Annotated in this window: 11 protein-coding genes; 4 read left to right on the forward strand and 7 right to left on the reverse strand. The window is 73.4% G+C overall.

The features are described from left to right. Window positions 1-132: 132 nt before the first annotated feature. The 5 genes from ABEB00_RS06940 to ABEB00_RS06960 all read right to left on the reverse strand — a co-directional run bounded on the left by ABEB00_RS06940 (window position 133) and on the right by ABEB00_RS06960 (window position 6,036). Window positions 133-1,776 (reverse strand): purine-cytosine permease family protein, encoded by a 1,644-nt coding sequence (locus ABEB00_RS06940; RefSeq protein ID WP_345618032.1) that lies wholly within the window; start codon window positions 1,774-1,776, stop codon window positions 133-135. A 141-nt stretch (window positions 1,777-1,917) separates the two neighbouring features. Further along, window positions 1,918-3,084 carry a M23 family metallopeptidase gene (locus tag ABEB00_RS06945; protein WP_345618033.1) on the reverse strand — a complete coding sequence of 389 codons (1,167 nt, stop codon included), beginning with the start codon at window positions 3,082-3,084 and terminating at the stop codon, window positions 1,918-1,920. 103 nt (window positions 3,085-3,187) lie between these two features. Next, complete coding sequence (locus ABEB00_RS06950) at window positions 3,188-3,934, reverse strand: class I SAM-dependent DNA methyltransferase (RefSeq protein WP_345618035.1); 747 nt, start codon at window positions 3,932-3,934, stop codon at window positions 3,188-3,190. Between the two features lie 154 nt (window positions 3,935-4,088). Next, entirely contained in the window at window positions 4,089-5,297 is a 1,209-nt protein-coding gene (locus ABEB00_RS06955) for a S8 family peptidase (protein ID WP_345618036.1), read from the reverse strand. 253 nt (window positions 5,298-5,550) lie between these two features. Then, window positions 5,551-6,036 (reverse strand): DUF5949 family protein, encoded by a 486-nt coding sequence (locus ABEB00_RS06960; RefSeq protein WP_345618038.1) that lies wholly within the window; start codon window positions 6,034-6,036, stop codon window positions 5,551-5,553. Window positions 6,037-6,237: 201 nt separating this feature from the next. On the opposite strand from ABEB00_RS06960, the gene ABEB00_RS06965 reads away from it, so the two are divergent. Continuing rightward, a complete protein-coding gene (locus tag ABEB00_RS06965) occupies window positions 6,238-7,503 on the forward strand; it encodes a glycosyltransferase family 4 protein (RefSeq protein ID WP_345618040.1) in 1,266 nt (421 codons plus the stop codon). Then, window positions 7,500-8,339, forward strand: a complete 840-nt coding sequence (locus ABEB00_RS06970) for a transferase (protein ID WP_345618042.1) — start codon at window positions 7,500-7,502, stop codon at window positions 8,337-8,339. Before ABEB00_RS06965 ends, ABEB00_RS06970 begins: the two co-directional genes overlap by 4 nt. Before the next feature lie 74 nt (window positions 8,340-8,413). On the opposite strand, the gene ABEB00_RS06975 is transcribed toward ABEB00_RS06970, so the two are convergent. Next, the gene (locus tag ABEB00_RS06975) at window positions 8,414-10,180 is read right to left on the reverse strand and encodes a glycoside hydrolase family 35 protein (RefSeq protein WP_425586446.1); all 1,767 of its coding nucleotides are present in this window, start codon (window positions 10,178-10,180) and stop codon (window positions 8,414-8,416) included. After that, on the reverse strand, window positions 10,177-12,648 hold the full coding sequence (locus tag ABEB00_RS06980; protein ID WP_345618043.1) for a polysaccharide lyase 8 family protein: 2,472 nt from the start codon (window positions 12,646-12,648) through the stop codon (window positions 10,177-10,179). Before ABEB00_RS06980 ends, ABEB00_RS06975 begins: the two co-directional genes overlap by 4 nt. Window positions 12,649-12,809: 161 nt before the next feature. Here ABEB00_RS06980 and ABEB00_RS06985 point away from each other — a divergent pair, with 161 nt between their 5' ends. Together ABEB00_RS06985 and ABEB00_RS06990 are read left to right on the forward strand one after the other, a co-directional pair. Beyond that, window positions 12,810-13,931, forward strand: coding sequence for a substrate-binding domain-containing protein (locus ABEB00_RS06985; RefSeq protein ID WP_345618045.1), 1,122 nt, complete (start codon window positions 12,810-12,812; stop codon window positions 13,929-13,931). Between the two features lie 111 nt (window positions 13,932-14,042). Then, window positions 14,043-15,362, forward strand: a complete 1,320-nt coding sequence (locus tag ABEB00_RS06990; RefSeq protein WP_345618046.1) for an ABC transporter substrate-binding protein — start codon at window positions 14,043-14,045, stop codon at window positions 15,360-15,362. Window positions 15,363-15,615: the final 253 nt, after the last annotated feature.

Consider the following 15,615-nt stretch of genomic DNA (forward strand, 5'->3'; position numbering starts at 1 on the left):
CCGACTCTCCCTGTTTTACCGGGCGCTGACAAGCACTTCCCTCGGCGCAGCCACCGGGAACAACAGGCCGAACAGGGTGCCCTCGAAGCACTGCCGGCCGCCGACGAGAGCCGACGGGGCCGACGAGGGGGATCACCGGGCCGGCAGCACGTGGTCCCCCACCTTGTCGGTGCTCAGGCAGAGCGAGCACACCACCGCGTCGTGCGTGCGGCACGCCGCGAGGTCGGGGCGCTCGTAGGGCTGCCGGCAGACGTGGCAGGTGAGGGTGAGGGCGCTGGGATTGCCCTCGGCGTCCAGCAGCGGCTCCTCGATGCCGTCGTCGGTGCGCCGCAGGTAGTACTTGCCCTTGGTCGCGACCGCCATCAACGGGGTGAGGACGAAGGCGAGGACGACCGCCGCGACGGGGGAGTACGGCTGGAGGGTGTCGCCGAGGGCGTGGAAGTACATGGCGATGGAGAGACCCGAGGCGGCGGTGAAGGCCACGACACCGACCGGGTTCACGGCGTACAGCATGCCGCGGCGGAACTCCGGGGCGTGCGGGGAGAGTTTGAGCAGGTACTTGTTGACCATGATGTCGGTGGCGACGGTGACCACCCACGCGATGGCGCAGTTCGAGTAGAAGCCCAGGATGTCGTTGAGGAAGCTGAACATGTCGGCCTCCATCAGCGCGAGCGCGAAGCCCAGGTTGACCAGGACGAAGACCATGCGGCCGGGATAGTGCCTGGTGACGCGGGTGAAGGAGTTGGTCCATGCCAGCGAACCGGAGTACGCGTTGGTCACATTGATCTTGATCTGGCTGATCACGACCAGGACCACGGCCAGCGGGACGACCAGCCAGGACGGCATCATCGCGTCGAAGGCGCCCCGGAACTGCTGGATAGGCTCGGTCGCCGCGGCCGGCCCGACCTCGGAGAGGACGTACACGGCGAGGAAGACACCGATGGCCTGCTTCAGCGCGCCGAGCACCACCCAGCCGGGGCCCGCCATCACCACGGCGGCCCACCAGCTCCGCCTGTTCGCCTCCGTCTTGGGCGGCATGAAGCGCAAGTAGTCGATCTGCTCACCGATCTGCGCGATCAGTGAGAGGCAGACCCCCGCGCCGAGCAGCACCGCGGCGGTGTTGACGCCGCCGTCGCCGTCCGTGCCGGCGTAGGACAGGAAGCGGTCCACCGTGCCGGGGTCTTCGGCGACCAGGTACACCAGCGGACCGACCATCAGCAGCAGCCACACCGGTGTGGTCCACACCTGGAGCTTGCTGAGCGCCTTCATGCCGTAGATGACCAGCGGGATCACCATGAGGGTGGAGACCAGGTAGCCGAGCCACAGCGGCAGGCCGAAGCCGAGCTTCAGTCCCTGGGCCATGATCGAGCCCTCGAGGGCGAAGAAGATGAAGGTGAAGCTCGCGAAGATGACGCTGGTCAGCACCGAGCCGTAGTAGCCGAAGCCGGAACCGCGGGTGATCAGGTCCAGGTCGATGTTGTAGCGGGCCCCGTAGTACGCCAGCGGGAAGCCGGTGACGAAGATGAGGACGGCCGCGACGGCGATCGCCACCAGCGCGTTGCCGGTGCCGTGGCTGAAGGCGATGCCGGCGCCGATGGAGAAGTCGGCCATGTACGCGATGCCGCCGAGCGCGGTGGTCGCCACCACCATCGGGGTCCAGCGGCGGTAACTGCGCGGCGCGAAGCGGAGGGTGTAGTCCTCCAGGGTCTCCTTCACCGCCTGGCCGGCGGCCGGCTCGACCGAGGTCTCCGGAGGATGTGCATCGGTTGTGCTCATGTCAACGCTCCCGCCCTTGTATACGGTTCGCCTGGGCGGTCACCTTAGGAAGAGCGTGTTTCCCGTGGCCGCCGTCAGGTGTGAACGGGGCGTTTCCGGCTGCTCACGGGGCGACGGCCCCGGCGCCCGTCGGCTGCCTGGTCAGCCGGCGGGCGCGAGCCAGGGCCGGGGGTCGGCGTAGTACCCGTCGAAGACGACCTCGAAGTGCAGATGCGGTCCGGTGGACAGACCCGTGGACCCGGCCCGCCCGACCCGCGTCCCCGCCGTCACCTGCTGGCCCACAGCGACTTCCAGCGCCGACAGGTGGCTGTACGTCGTCTCCAGCCGCTTCCCCTCGATCGAGCCGTGGTCGATCACGATCCGGTTGCCGTACGCCGAGGTCGACGCGGCGAACACCACCCGGCCCGCCCGCGCGGCGAAGACCTGCGCGCCCTGCGGCGCGGCGAAGTCCACGCCGGTGTGCAGTTTGGTGACGCCGGTCAGGGGATGCTGCCGCGAGCCGTAGGGCGAGGTGACGGTGAGGGTGCTCACCGGCGCGGCGAGGATCGCGCCCGCCGCCGCGGGGGCGCCGGCGGCGTCCTCCCGGTCGAGGCCGGCGTAGTCGGGCAGCGACGCCTTGATCTCGGTGAGGTAGGCCCGCGTGTCCGCGGGCACCCGGCCCGCCTTCGCCACGGTGCCGGTGTCCGAGGCGTAGGCGGCGAGCGTCAGGTCGACGAGGTCGCCGTTGACCCGCCCCTCGGTGCGCAGGTCGGTCACCTCGGCGGCCAGCGCGCAGTCCCGGCGGCCGAGGGCCATGATGGCGTCCGCCGGATCACGGGGCGTGGATTTGCCGTTGCCGTCGTCGTCCTCGCCCCAGCTTCGCCACTGGGCGTCGGTGAAGGCGGCGATGCCCCGCTGCCCGGAGAGTTCGCCCGTGTCGTCGCTCCAGCCGGAGAGCTGGTCGATCTGCGCGGCGAGCAGGGAGGGGGTGACGACCGGGCACTCGGCGGCCGCCTTGCGCAGCCAGGGCACGAAGGAGGGGTCGACGCCGGCCGTCGCCGCCCCTTCGGGACCGGCGTCCTGCTCACCGTCCATGGGGAAGCCGCCGGTCAGCGCCAGAAAGCCGGCCACCGCCGTCAGGGTCGCGAGACCCGGCAGCACCAGCAGTACGACCGGGCCCGGTCCGCGGCGCCGACGCCGTGCGTCCGACGCCGTCCGCTCCTCGTCGCCGGGCCGCTCCGGGCGAGCCGGTCCGGGCGGCCGCCCGCCCGACTCCGCTTCCGGGGGTGTCTCCTGCGCGGCGGGCCGCGCCGGGCCGACTGTACTCACGCGGGGACGTTAACCCGCCCCCGCCGCGGTGTCAGGAGCCACCGAGGCAGAGCCGACTGCCCTTACGGGCAGGGGTACGGTCAAGGGCGCCGGCGCGCGTCCCTCATCGGGCGGGCTTCTCCCACACCGAGACGTGCCGGGTGCTCTCGGCGGTGAAAGGCGAACGCGACCAGTCCGCCCACCGGTCGGTGGGCCGGAGCCCGGCGAGCCGCGCCATCAGGTCCAGTTCGGACGGCCACACGTAGCGGAACGGCAGCGAGGTGTGCGTGGCGTGTCCGTCGGCCAGGCCGAAGTGGTGCGAAATCATCGCCTGGGTGACGACGTCGTAGGTGTCGAAGCCCCACTGCGTCTCCGTGGCGCGGAACGGCACGATGTTCTGCCCCGGTGGCAGCCGGCGCAGGTCCGGCACCCCCACCTCGACCACGAAGCGACCGCCGGGCCGCAGATGGCCGGCCGCGTTGCGGAAACAGGCCACCTGGGCGTCCTGCGTGGTGAGGTTGTTGATGGTGTTGAACACCAGATAGGCGAGGGTGAACGAGCCTGCCACCCGGGTGGTGGCGAAGTCGCCGACGGTCACACCGACGGCCGCCCCGCCGGGCTTGGCGCGCAGCCGCCGTACCATCGCCCGGGACAGGTCGATGCCGTGCACCGGGACGCCGCGCGCGGCCAGCGGCAGGGCGATCCGCCCGGTGCCGATGCCCATTTCGAGGGCGGGGCCGTCGCCGGCCAGCCCGGCCAGCAGGTCGACCGCCGGGTCCACCTCCGCCGGGCGGAACATGTCCGCCGCCGACTCGTCGTAACGGCTCGCGACCTCTTCACCGAAGTACCCGTCCGCCTTCTCATGCCGCATGCCGGGACCGTACCTCCCGGGCCCGCGCGGACGCCCCCCGTTTTCCGGCGGCGCCCGCGGCGCGTGGGACCGTAGTGCCGCGTGTGACGTGACCGTGCCCCGGGGTGACAGGCCCCCGGGGCACGGTGCGCTCAGGACGGTGGTGCGGCCGGGATCAGGGGACGATCTTCAGCAGACGGTTCGGGGAACTCGTCCCCGGGCTGGTCACCTTGTTGGTCGTCGCACCGGCCACCAGGGCGGAGGAGACCTGCGCGGGCGTGGCGGAGGTGTGGCCCGCCAGGTACACCGCGGCGGCACCGGCGACGTGCGGAGTCGCCATCGAGGTGCCGGAGATGGTGTTGGTGGCCGTGTCGCTGGTGTACCAGCCGGCCGTGATGGAGGAGCCGGGCGCGAAGAGGTCCAGCACCGAGCCGTAGTTGGAGTAGCTCGCCCTGGCGTCGGTGCTGGTGGTGGCGCCGACGGTGATCGCCTGGGTGACCCGGGCGGGCGAGTACGAGGAGGCGTTGGCGTTGCTGTTGCCCGCCGCGACGGCGTAGGTGACGCCGCTCGTGATGGAGTTGCGGACGGCCGTGTCCAGGGTGGTGGAGGCGCCGCCGCCGAGCGACAGGTTGGCGACCGAGGGGCCCGAGTGGTTGGCGGTCACCCAGTCGATGCCCGCGATGACACCGGCGGTGGTGCCCGAGCCGGCGTTGTCGAGCACGCGGACCGCCACGATCCGGGCCTTCTTGGCGACGCCGTAGGTGGTGCCCGCGATGGTGGTGGCCACATGGGTGCCGTGGCCGTTGCCGTCGGCGGCGGTGGTGTCACCGTCGACCGCGTCGTAGCCGTAGCCGGCCCGGCCGCTGATCTGCTGGTGGGTGATGCGCACGCCGGTGTCGATGACGTACGCCGTCACGCCGGTGCCCGCGCTGTCCGGGTAGGTGTAGGTGCCGGAGAGCGGCAGGGAGGTCTGGTCGATGCGGTCCAGGCCCCAGGGGGCGTTGGACTGGGTGGTGTCGGCGATGCTGACGCGCTGGTCCTGCTCGACGGCGGCCACGGCCGGGTCGGCGGCCAGCCGCTCGGCCTCGGTGGCCGAGAGGGTGGCGGTGTAGCCGTTCAGCGCGCTCTTGAACGTCCTCTTCACGGTGCCGCCGTACCCCTCGACGAGGTCCTTGCCGGCCGCCGAGGACGCCTTGAGACCGGCGTCCTTCTTGAGCGTGACGATATAGCTGTCCTTGACGGCGGTGGGGGAGCCGGCCGCGAGGACGGTGCCCTGGGCCGGGGCGGCCTGGGCGGGTGTCGCGGTGAGCCCGCCGGTGAGGGCGGCGGCCGCGACGCCGGCTATCGCGGCGAACTTCAGTCTCCTGCTACGCAGTTGTGCCATTACGAGGGAGTCCTCCTCTAGGCAGTCACGCGCCCGGGTGGGGCACGCGCCTGTGGGGGGTGTGCGCGTGATCGCACACACGGCCGAGAGCGTCGCGTTCCGCTCCGGGCCGGTTACAGAATTGAGCAACTACGGGTGCGGAACAAGGGAGTCGGGGAGTCGTCAACAATCCTGTCATGGGCACGAAATGCCGGGTCAGGGCAAAAGGGGGCGGGCGGGGCATGCCGCCCCGCCCGCCGTTCATCCGCCACTCTCATCGCAGCTTGCGGGCGGGCAGCAGGACATGGGCCGCCGACTTCAGTGTCTCGTCCTCGGAGGTGAAGGCGGTCAGTGTCTGCGCGTCGCCGGGCTCGGCGTCCGGCCAGGGGCGGGTGGTGAAGATGAGGTATGCCTTTCCGCGCGCGCCGACGGCCGCCAGCCAGGCGGCCGGCGGGACGAACTGGGCGTTGAGTCCGGGCATGGTGAGGACGGCCGCGTTCGGCAGCACCAGCAGGCTGACCGGCAGGCTCGGCCGGCGGGCGGCGTCCGTCAGCTCGTCGGCCACCGGGAGCCCGGCGTCCCGCAGCAGGCGTTCGACGGCGGCCGACCCGGCCTCCGGACCGTTCGCGCCGTCCCCCAGGGAGCAGGCGAGCAGGTAGGGGATGTCGCCCTCGGGGGCCTCGCGGCTCCAGGACATGACGACGAGCGTGCCCAGGTCGGCGGTGCGCAGGGGGAGGGTCTCGCTTGGGAGGGAGGTCACCGCGGCACCGTACCGCCGGGTTCCCGGAGCCCTGGGCCCCCGGTCACCCGTCCGGGGGAGGCCCTCCCGCGCAGCCACACGATCGGGCGACGGACGGCATCGAGGCCAGGAACTCGGCGACGGAGAACGGGAGGTGAACGCGGTCACCACGAAGAGATAACGGCAGGCAACCGTTCCGGATCAGGGCCGGTCTGATCCGGTATGAAGATCTCTTTCCTCCTGCACAACGCCTACGGGATCGGAGGCACGATCACCACGACCTTCAACCTGGCCCAGGCACTGGCCGAGCGGCACACCGTGGAGATCGTCTCCGTGCTCAGGCACCGGGAGCACCCCAACTTCACCCTCGATCCCCGGGTGCGGTTGACACCGCTGGTCGACCTGCGGCAGGAGAAGGAGCATCCGCTGCACCTGCGGCCCGCGCAGGTCTTCCCGGCCGCCGAGTACCGCTACCGCCAGTACAGCGAACTGACCGACCAGCGCATCGGCGAGTGCCTGGCGTCCCTCGACGCCGACGTCGCCGTGGGCACCCGCCCCGGACTCAACGTGCACCTCGCCCGCCAGGCCCCGCCGCACGTCGCGCGCGTCGGACAGGAACACCTCACCCTGGACAACCACCCCGCCCGGCTGCGCACCGCGCTGCGCCGGGCCTACCGGCGGCTCGACGTCCTCACCACGGTCACCGAGGCCGACGCCGCCGCCTACCGGCGCAAGATGCGGCTGCCCGGCGTCCGCGTCCAGGCCCTGCCCAACAGCGTCCCCGACCCCGTCCTGCCGGCCGCCGACGGCTCCGCGAAGCTGGTCGTCGCGGCCGGACGGCTGGTCCCGGTCAAGCGGTACGACCTGCTGATCGAGGCGTTCGCCCAGGTCGCCGCCGCCCACCCCGACTGGCACCTGCGGATCTACGGCAGGGGCGAGGAGCACGACCGGCTGCGCGAACTGATCGAACGGCTCGCCCTGAGCGGCAATGTGTCCCTGATGGGTGCGGCGGCCCCCATGGAGGCCGAGTGGGTCAAGGGCTCCATCGGCGCGGCCGCGTCCAACTTCGAACCGTTCGGCATGACCCTCGTGGAGGCCATGAGGTGCGGGCTGCCGGTGGTGAGCACCGACTGCCCCTACGGCCCCGGGGAGATCATCCGGGACGGCGTGGACGGCCGGCTCGTCCCGGTCGGCGACGCGGCCGCCTTCGGCGCCGCCCTGCTGGAACTGGTCGGCGACGACGAACGCCGCCGCGCCATGGGCCGCGCCGCGATCCGCAACGCCGAGCGGTTCGCCCCCGGCCCGGTGGTACGGCAGGCCGAGCACCTCTTCGAGGAGGCGATCGCCGCGCGGGCGGCCGGACGGCCCGTCACCGAGGACCGCGACCCGCTGCGGCGGGTGCTGACCGGCCGGGGCTTCGCGGCGCGGGACGCGGTCCACGCCACCGGCAGCCACGCGCTGCGCACGATACGGAGGGGACGGCGATGACGACCGACGAGGCGACGGCCACGGACCACAGGACGCAGCCCCGGCTCGGCTGCACGGCCGACAGGGACGGCGGCATCACCTTCGGCCTGCGCCCGGCGCCGCCGGACACCGGCGCCCGGCTGCTGCTCCGGCTGCGCCCCAGGAAGGGCGAGCCCGAGACGGTGCGCCACCTCCTCGACCTCGCACCGGACGCCGACGGCCACCCGGCCGCCGTCCTGCCGGCCCGGCAGACCCTCGCGGCGGGACGCTGGGACACCTACCTGCTCACCGGCGCCGAGGCCGACGGCACCCGGCTGCGCCTGCGCCCCGGGATGCGGGACCTGCGCGCCCTGGTGGACGGCCGCACCCGGGACCGGCCGGCCCCGGTGGCGGTCCGTGTCCCGTACGTCACCAAGGACGGGTTCCTGGCGATACGGAGCTGGCTGCGCGACGTCCACGCCGAGACCGGCGCCCTCACCTACACCGGCACGACGGTGACCGTTCAGGCGCGGCTGCACGGCGCCGAGTTCGGCGCGGGAGCCACCGTACGGCTGCGTCGGCGCGGCACCGGCACGGAGCGCGTCCTCACCGCCCGGCCCGCCGGTGACCGGCGCGGCTTCTCCTTCACCGCCGACCTCGCGGAGCTGACCGCCGGGCACGGCGGCGGACCGGCGGTCTGGGACGTCTTCGTCCACCCCGCCGAGGCCGCGCCCCCCGTCCGGCTCGCCCGTCTCCTCGACGACCTGGCCCACCGCAAGGACATCGACGTCCAGCCCGCGACCACGGTGGGCGACACCGTCCTGCGCCCCTACTTCACGGCCGGCAACGACCTGTCCGTAGCGGTCACCCCGGCCTGAGCGCGGGCTCGCGCGCCGGGGACCGGGCCGGGGCGTCCCGGGCGGGCGGGGCCCGGGACGCGCGAGCGCCGGTGTCAGGCGGGCACCAGCCGTGCCACGCCAGGACCGGCCCCTTCCGTCACCAGCAGCAGGACGTCGTTGGCGCCGGCCCGCAGGACGGGTCCGGGGACGTAGAGGGAGGTCTGCGGTCCCGCGGACCAGTACCGGCCCAGGCAGAAGCCGTTGATCCAGACGAACCCCCGTACGTCGTCCGGGAGTTCCAGGCGGGCGTCGCCGGGCTCCGGGAGGGCGGCGGTGCCCCGGTACAGGCCGGGGCCGTCCCGGCCGGCCGGGCGGAACGGCAGCCGGGCCACGGCGTCCGTGTCGTCGAGGGCGTCCAGCCGCAGGCCGCGGGCGCTCACGCCGTGCAGATACTGCCGCTCGTGCAGGATGCCGCCGGTCAGGCCCTTCGTCTCGCCCAGCCGGGGGCCGTAGTTGACCCGGCCGAGCGACTCCACCCACAGCTCCGCCTCGGCCGGACCCGGCACGGCCGCCCCCACCTCGGTCTCCCGGCCGTCGACCAGGAGCCGCACCGCGTCCCGCGCGCCGGGAAGGGTCAGCGGCAGCGGCGGGCGGGGACCGGGCACGCCCACCCGGTAGCGCACCAGGCCCCGGTCGACGTCCAGTTCCTCGAAGGTGGGCGGGGTCCCGTCGGTGCGTTCCGGGCCGCCGAGCGCGTCCACCACCTCGCCCAGCGGCACCCAGGCGTCCAGTTCGGCGGTGGCGGGCGCTCCGAGGACCGGCGGCGCAGCCGGTACGGCGGGCGGCGGCGCCGCGGCGTACTCGGTCAGGACCTCCCGCAGCCGCCAGAACTTCGCGGTGGGCCTGCCCGCTTCGTCGACCGGGGCGTCGTAGTCGTAGGAGGTGACCGTGGGCCGCAGGGCGCCGTCGTGCAGGACGCCCGCCCGGTTGGCGCCCGCCCAGCCGCCGAAGCTGGTGCCGCCGTGCGCCATGTAGACGTTCACGGAGGCCCCGCACTCCAGGATCTCGCGCAGCGCCGCCGCCGCGTCCGCCGCCGAGTGCGGCACGTCCTCAGCGCCCGGGCCGCCCCAGTGGGAGAACCAGCCGCACCAGAACTCCATGCACATCAGTGGGCCCGACGGGCGGTGCCGGCGCAGGGCGCGGAAGGCCCCGGTGGCGTCCGAGCCGAAGTTCGCGGTGGCGAGGACCCCGGGCAGCGCACCTCCGGTGAGCATGTGGTCCTCCGGCCCGTCGGAGGTGAACAGGGGCACCGTCACCCCGTTCTCGCGCAGCAGGGCGGCGAGCGCGCGCAGGTAGGCGTGGTCGGAGCCGTAACTGCCGTACTCGTTCTCGACCTGCACCATGAGGACCGGGCCGCCGTGCTGGATCTGGCGCCGCACGACCTGGGGGAGCAGCCGGGCGAACCAGTCGCGCACCGGCGCCAGGTAGGCGGGGTCCCTGGTGCGGATCCGCCGGCCCACCGTGCCGGTCAGCCAGTGCGGCAGGCCGCCGTTCTCCCACTCGGCGCAGATGTAGGGGCCGGGACGGACCAGGGCCCACATCCCCGCCGCGTGCACGGCGTCGAGGAACCTGCCCAGCGCCTCCGGGTCCCGGTACCGGCCGGGGGAGGGCTCGTGCAGGTTCCACGGCACGTACGTCTCCACGCAGTTGAGACCCATCGCCCGCAGCATGCCCAGCCGGTGCGCCCACTGGCCCTCGTGGACGCGGAAGTAGTGCAGGGCACCCGAGAGCAGCCGCACCGGACGCCCGTCCAGCCGGAAACCCTCGTCGGCCGCCGTGAAGACCGGTCCGGCGCAGGCTGCGGAAGCGGGCGCCGTCACGTGGTCCTCACGGTGGTCTTCTGGGTGGCGCCCGCCTCGGCGGTCAGGTCGCCGAAGGTCAGAATCAGCGCGCGGCCCGGCTCGGCCTTCTCGACCGTGCCGGGCCGGGCGACGACCGCGGTGACCCGGTGCTCCCACGTCACGGTGAGGGAGGTGAGCGTACGGGTCGGATCGGAGACGCACACCGCGGCGGTGCCGCCGCGCCCGTGCCGGACCAGCACCGAGCAGGGGGCGCTCACGGTGAGGGCGCCGACCGTGCCCGCGGCCCAGAAGTTGACGGCGGTGACCCCGAGGGAGGGCACCCGTACGCCCTGTGCCTGCGGGGTGTTGGTGACGCTGCCGAGCAGCCACCGCCGGACGCCCGCGGCCCGGGACGCGGTGCGCGTCGCACTCGCGCCGGGCATCAGGACGTAGGCGTACCCGTCGTCCCGCGGGTCGGTGCCGTGGTCGACGTACAGGGTGACGTAGCGGTCGGTGAGCGGGGTCGTGGCGGAGCCGGTCCTGATGTCGCTCCAGCGGCCGGTGCGCTCCTCGCGCAGCGCCGTCACCCGGCCGCCCTCGGGGAAGACGTAACCGCCGTGGCCCTCCAGATGTGCCCAGCCGGGGTCGGTGAACGTCCGGGTCCAGCCCGGTGCGGCGGGCTGTCGCCGGCCGTCCACGGTGAGGGTGTGGGTACCGGTGGCGCCGAGCCGCCGGTTGTCCACGACCGTGTCGACCGGCTCGCCGTCGGCGGCCGTCACGCCCGCGCCCAGGCAGACGACGCCCTCGTCCAGGAAGAACCAGGACTTGCGGGCCTCAAGGGTGGACGACAGGCCCTTCAGATGCTGGCCCACCGCCGCGTACGTCCCGTCGGTCGCGCCGCCCACCCACTTCGCCGCGGGCCGCTCGGCGCCCCACTGGCCGCCCTCGCCGTCGGCGAGCCGCCGGCGCGAGACGGTGGTACCGGGCAGCCGGTAGGGGTCCACGGTGGCCCAGAACGACTGCGAGTACTGCTCGTTGGCGTAGGTGTCGCCCCACCAGGAGAGCCAGCCGGCACCGGTGTGCCAGCCGCGCAGGTTCTCCCCGTTGCCCCACTCGTAGTGGGAGATGCGGTCCGAGGCCATGGAGAGACAGGCCGCCCAGCCCTTGCGGCGGTGTACCGCCCGGTCCTGGGAGGGGAAGAGCCGGTGCTCGACCGGCTCGGGCAGCGGCTTGACGGCGGTGTCGTCCACGACCTTCCGCACCTGCGCGAGCTTGTACACGCCGAGCATCGGATCGGTGTGCGGCGCGCTGAAGTACGCCCGCTGTGCCCATCCCTTGGCCAGCGCCCGCCAGCGCGCGTTGCGCTCCGGGTCCGCGGCCCGGCCGAGGGCCAGGATCGAGGCGATGATCGAATGGCCGCGCAGGTGGTCGTCGTTGGCGCCGTCGGAGGTGCCGGGCGGCACCCCCCGGGAGATCGCCCGGCCCGAGACGGCGTCCATGCACAGGCCGTTGAAGAGGAAGGGCGCCCAGGCCCGCTCCACGGCGTCGAAGTAGTTCTCCCGGGCCGGGTCGGTGATCTCCCAGGCGGAGCCCGCCAGCAGGGCGAGGAGCAGGCTGAGGCCGGTGAAGAGATCGGCGCCGTAGGAACCGGCGTACGGCACCCAGGTGTGCTGCACGAAGGAGCCGTCGCGGTAGAGGCCGTCCCCCGAGGTGACGTACGGGAAGACGGGCGAGAGCGCCTCCGAGGCCACCGTGAGCCGCCCGGCGTCCTCGCCGACCAGCCCGCTCAGCGCGATGGTCCGGCACAGGTCCACGCGGTTGGCACCGGTGGAGGTGCCCGTGTACGACTCCACCGCACTGTCCGGCACGAAGGCGCGGACGGCCGCGGTGATCGCGGCGGTCAGTTCGGCGTCGAGGTGGTCGAAGAGCAGGATCGCCGTGTCCAGCAGCGCCTGCGGGCCGCCGATCTGCCAGTTGTACCAGTTGCCGTAACGGGCCTGGCCGGCGTGGTACACGTCGGTGACGACGTGCCGGACACCGGCCACCACGTCCCGGGCGAAGGCGGCGTCGCCGGTGAGGCCGGTGCCGGGCTGGGCGTACGCCTCGGCCATGGAACGCAGCCGCTGCAGGGTGAGCTGTATCTGCCCCGAGTAGGTGTACGACTCGGTGTCCGTGTCGGGGTCCGGGTCGAGCCACACCATCCCCGGCCACAGCGAACCGGGCGTGGGGCGCATGGCGGCCCGCCAGCCGGCGGCGTTGCTGCCCAGGACGGCGAGCTTCGAGGCGAACGGCTCGGCGGTGGGGCTGAAACCGGAGCCGAGGATCAGCCCGCGCCAGGTGGACCGCAGCGCCTCGAACCCGGCGGCGGACGGAGCGGCGGCGGTGTCGGTGTCGGTGGTGGAGGCGGCGGCCAGGTCGCCCGCGGGGGCGGCGCCCACCAGCCCGAACACGGCGGCGGCACCGCCCGTCGCCTTGACGAAGCCGCGGCGGGACCAGGGAGTCGGCATGGTGTCTCCAAGGACGGAGATGGTGTCTCCAAGGACGGAGGGGGAGTGGACGGTTTCTAGCACGCCGAGCACATGATGCTCAATACGTAAGGTACGAACGATTCGATCATTGGAGTACGGTGGAACGCGCACCAACCGGGGGACGACCAGGAGGACGAGGGATGCGGTCGCATGTCAATCAGCGCCACGAACGGGTGCTGGACATCGTGCGCAGGCGCGGCAGCCTGCGGGTCACGGAGCTGGCGGAGGAACTGGGGGTCTCCGCCGTCACCGTGCGGCGCGACGTCGAGGCACTGGCCGAGCAGGGGCGCCTGACCAGGCTGCACGGTTCGGTCTCCGGGCCCGAGCAGGCGCCCGCCGCGAGCGGTTCCCCGGCGCGCGCGGCGCGTGCCGAGGCGGCGGGGCCGGCCGCGGCGCCCGCCGGGGTGGTGCTCGGCATGGTGGTGCCCAGCATGGAGCACTACTTCGCCGACCTGGTCAGGGGTGCGCGGGACGCCGTCACCGCGCGCGGGGGCAGGCTGGTGCTCGGCATAGCGCACTGGCGCTCCGAGGAGGACACCGCGCAGCTCGGCCGCATGCTCGACGGCGGGGCCGACGGCCTGCTGATCCAGCCCAGTTGGGAACGCGGGGTGCCGAGCCCCGAGCAGGAGGAACAACTGCTGGCGCTCCGGGTCCCGGCCGTCCTGGTCGACCGCCGGGTGCCCCTCGGCGGGCGGCTGGCCGGGCTGGACGGCGTCCGTTCCGACCATGTGCTCGGCGGCGCGGCGGCCGTCCACCACCTCGCCGGGCTCGGACACGAGCGGATCGCCCTGCTGGCCCAGGACAACCCGACGTCACCGCAGGTCCGCGAGGGCTACGAGGCCGCTGTGCGGGCCCGTGGCCTGGCCGCCCCGGAGCCGGTGACCGTCGACCCCGAGGACCCGAAGGGCCTGGACGCCGCCGCCCGGAAGCTGTACCGGGCGGTGACGGACGACGGGGTCACCGCCGCGCTGGTCCACAACGACCAGACCGCGATCGGCGTGGTGCAGCGGCTGCGCGCGCACGGGCTCTCCCTCCCGGACGACGTCTCGCTGGTGGCGTACGAGGACGAGATGGCGGCGCTGGCCGACGTGCCGCTGACCGCGGTGGCGCCGCCCCGGCACGCGGTGGGGGAGACCGCCGCGGAGCTGATGCTGTCCCGGCTCGCGGAGGGCGGCGGCGCCGCGGCTCCGGCCCGGCACGTCTCCCTCGTGCCGCGGTTGAACGCGCGTGCCTCCAGCGCTCCGCCCCCCCGCCGTTGTTGATTGTTTTGATCGATATGCTCATTCGCTCTTGACGGGCGATCGTTCTGGCCGAAAGATGACCGCACTCACCTCGACTCCCTGAGGTGTGCCGCCCGTCGAGGAGCCAGTGCCATGAAGCACGTCCCCCGCAGTTCCCGCCTCGCCGTCACCGCCGCCCTGGGCTGTCTGGCGCTCCTGGCCACCGCCTGCGGCGGCGGGGACGGCGACACGTCCGGCGCGTCGGACGGCGGACCGGTCACGCTCACCATGTGGTCCTGGATGGTGGGCACCGGGAGCGCCGTCGAGAAGTTCAACGCCACCCACGACGACATCCAGGTCGACTTCACCGAGATCACCGCCGGTACCGACGGATACTCCAAGATCGACAGTGCCGTCGAGGCGGGCAACGCCCCGGACGTGGTGGGCATGGAGTACGCGATGCTCCCCGAGTTCGCCGGCCAGGGAAACCTGGAGGACCTCACGGAGTACTCCGGCGAACTGGTCGAGACCTTCCCCGACGGCCTCCGCTCGCTCGTCACCCCCGGCGGACACACCTGGGGCGTACCGTTCGACGTCACCCCGCAGCTCCTGTACTACCGCACCGACCTGTTCGCGCGGGCGGGCGTGGAAGCCCCCACCACCTGGGCGGAGTTCGCGAAGGCCGCCGAGAAGATCAAGGCCGCCGACGGTGACGTCCGCATCGCCAACGCCGCCAAGGGCGGCGACATACCGTTCGTCAACGGCCTCGCCTGGCAGGCCGGTTCGCAGGGCTTCGGCGTCAAGGGCGACGCCTGGACGGTCGACGTCGACGACGCTCCCGCCCGCAAGGTCGCCGCCTTCTGGGACAAACTGGTCCGCGACGACCTGGTGCTGAATGACCCCGCCTGGAGCGAGGAGGAGGGCACCGCCCGGAAGAAGAGCCGGGTGGCCGCCTTCGTCGGCGCCCCCTGGAGCGGAGCCGGCCTGATCTCCCAGACGCCGGAGCAGAGGGGCAAGTGGGCGGTGGCGCCGCTCCCCACCTGGGACGGCGAGCCGGCCACCGGTACCTGGGGCGGCACCTCCTTCGCCGTTCCCAAGGGCAGCGAACACATCGCGGCCGCCGCCGAGTTCATCGAGTGGCTGACCACCGACCCCGCCGCCATGAAGGCCCGCCTGGCCGACGCCGAGGCACCGAGCAGCGTCCTGCCCGCCGACCCCGGACTGCAGAAGGTCGCGGCGGCCGAGTTCGCCGAAGCCTCCGGCGACTACTTCGCCGACGACCTGTACGAGGTCGCCGCCGCCCAGGTGGACACCATCGTCCCGGGCTGGACCTGGGGACCGGTGCAGGGCTCGGTGAACGAGGCGTTCGAGAGCGCGGTGGCCCAGGGCGGCTGGAGCGCGGGCTTCAGCGCCGCGCAGCGCGCCGCGCTGAAGGCACTGGACGACCGGGGCCTGAAGACCACCACCGACTGACCACCGGCCACGCGCCCGCTGCCCAGCCCCTCGACGGACCACCGGCCACGCGTCCGCTGCCCGGCCCCTCGACGGACCACCGGCCACGCGTCCGCTGCCCGGCCCCTCGACGGACCACCGGCCACGCGCCCGCTGCCCAGCCCCGACGGACCACTGCTCCGGCGCCGCCACCGGCGCGGCACGTCCGGTCAGGAGAGAAACACCACGATGACAGCCCCGGCCCCCCCCCCCCCCCCCCCCCCCCCCCCCCCCC

It is taken from the genome of Streptomyces ziwulingensis (genome assembly GCF_039542605.1).
In the GTDB taxonomy this organism is placed as follows: Bacteria; Actinomycetota; Actinomycetes; order Streptomycetales; family Streptomycetaceae; genus Streptomyces; species Streptomyces ziwulingensis.

Excerpts from the sequence above, each read along its gene's own strand:
- ABEB00_RS06940 (WP_345618032.1), bottom strand. The coding sequence starts at position 1,776 with ATGAGCACAACCGATGCACATCCTCCGGAGACCTCGGTCGAGCCGGCC.
- ABEB00_RS06950 (WP_345618035.1), bottom strand. The coding sequence starts at position 3,934 with ATGCGGCATGAGAAGGCGGACGGGTACTTCGGTGAAGAGGTCGCGAGC.
- ABEB00_RS06955 (WP_345618036.1), bottom strand. The coding sequence starts at position 5,297 with ATGGCACAACTGCGTAGCAGGAGACTGAAGTTCGCCGCGATAGCCGGC.
- ABEB00_RS06965 (WP_345618040.1), top strand. The coding sequence starts at position 6,238 with ATGAAGATCTCTTTCCTCCTGCACAACGCCTACGGGATCGGAGGCACG.
- ABEB00_RS06970 (WP_345618042.1), top strand. The coding sequence starts at position 7,500 with ATGACGACCGACGAGGCGACGGCCACGGACCACAGGACGCAGCCCCGG.
- ABEB00_RS06980 (WP_345618043.1), bottom strand. The coding sequence starts at position 12,648 with ATGCCGACTCCCTGGTCCCGCCGCGGCTTCGTCAAGGCGACGGGCGGT.
- ABEB00_RS06985 (WP_345618045.1), top strand. The coding sequence starts at position 12,810 with ATGCGGTCGCATGTCAATCAGCGCCACGAACGGGTGCTGGACATCGTG.
- ABEB00_RS06990 (WP_345618046.1), top strand. The coding sequence starts at position 14,043 with ATGAAGCACGTCCCCCGCAGTTCCCGCCTCGCCGTCACCGCCGCCCTG.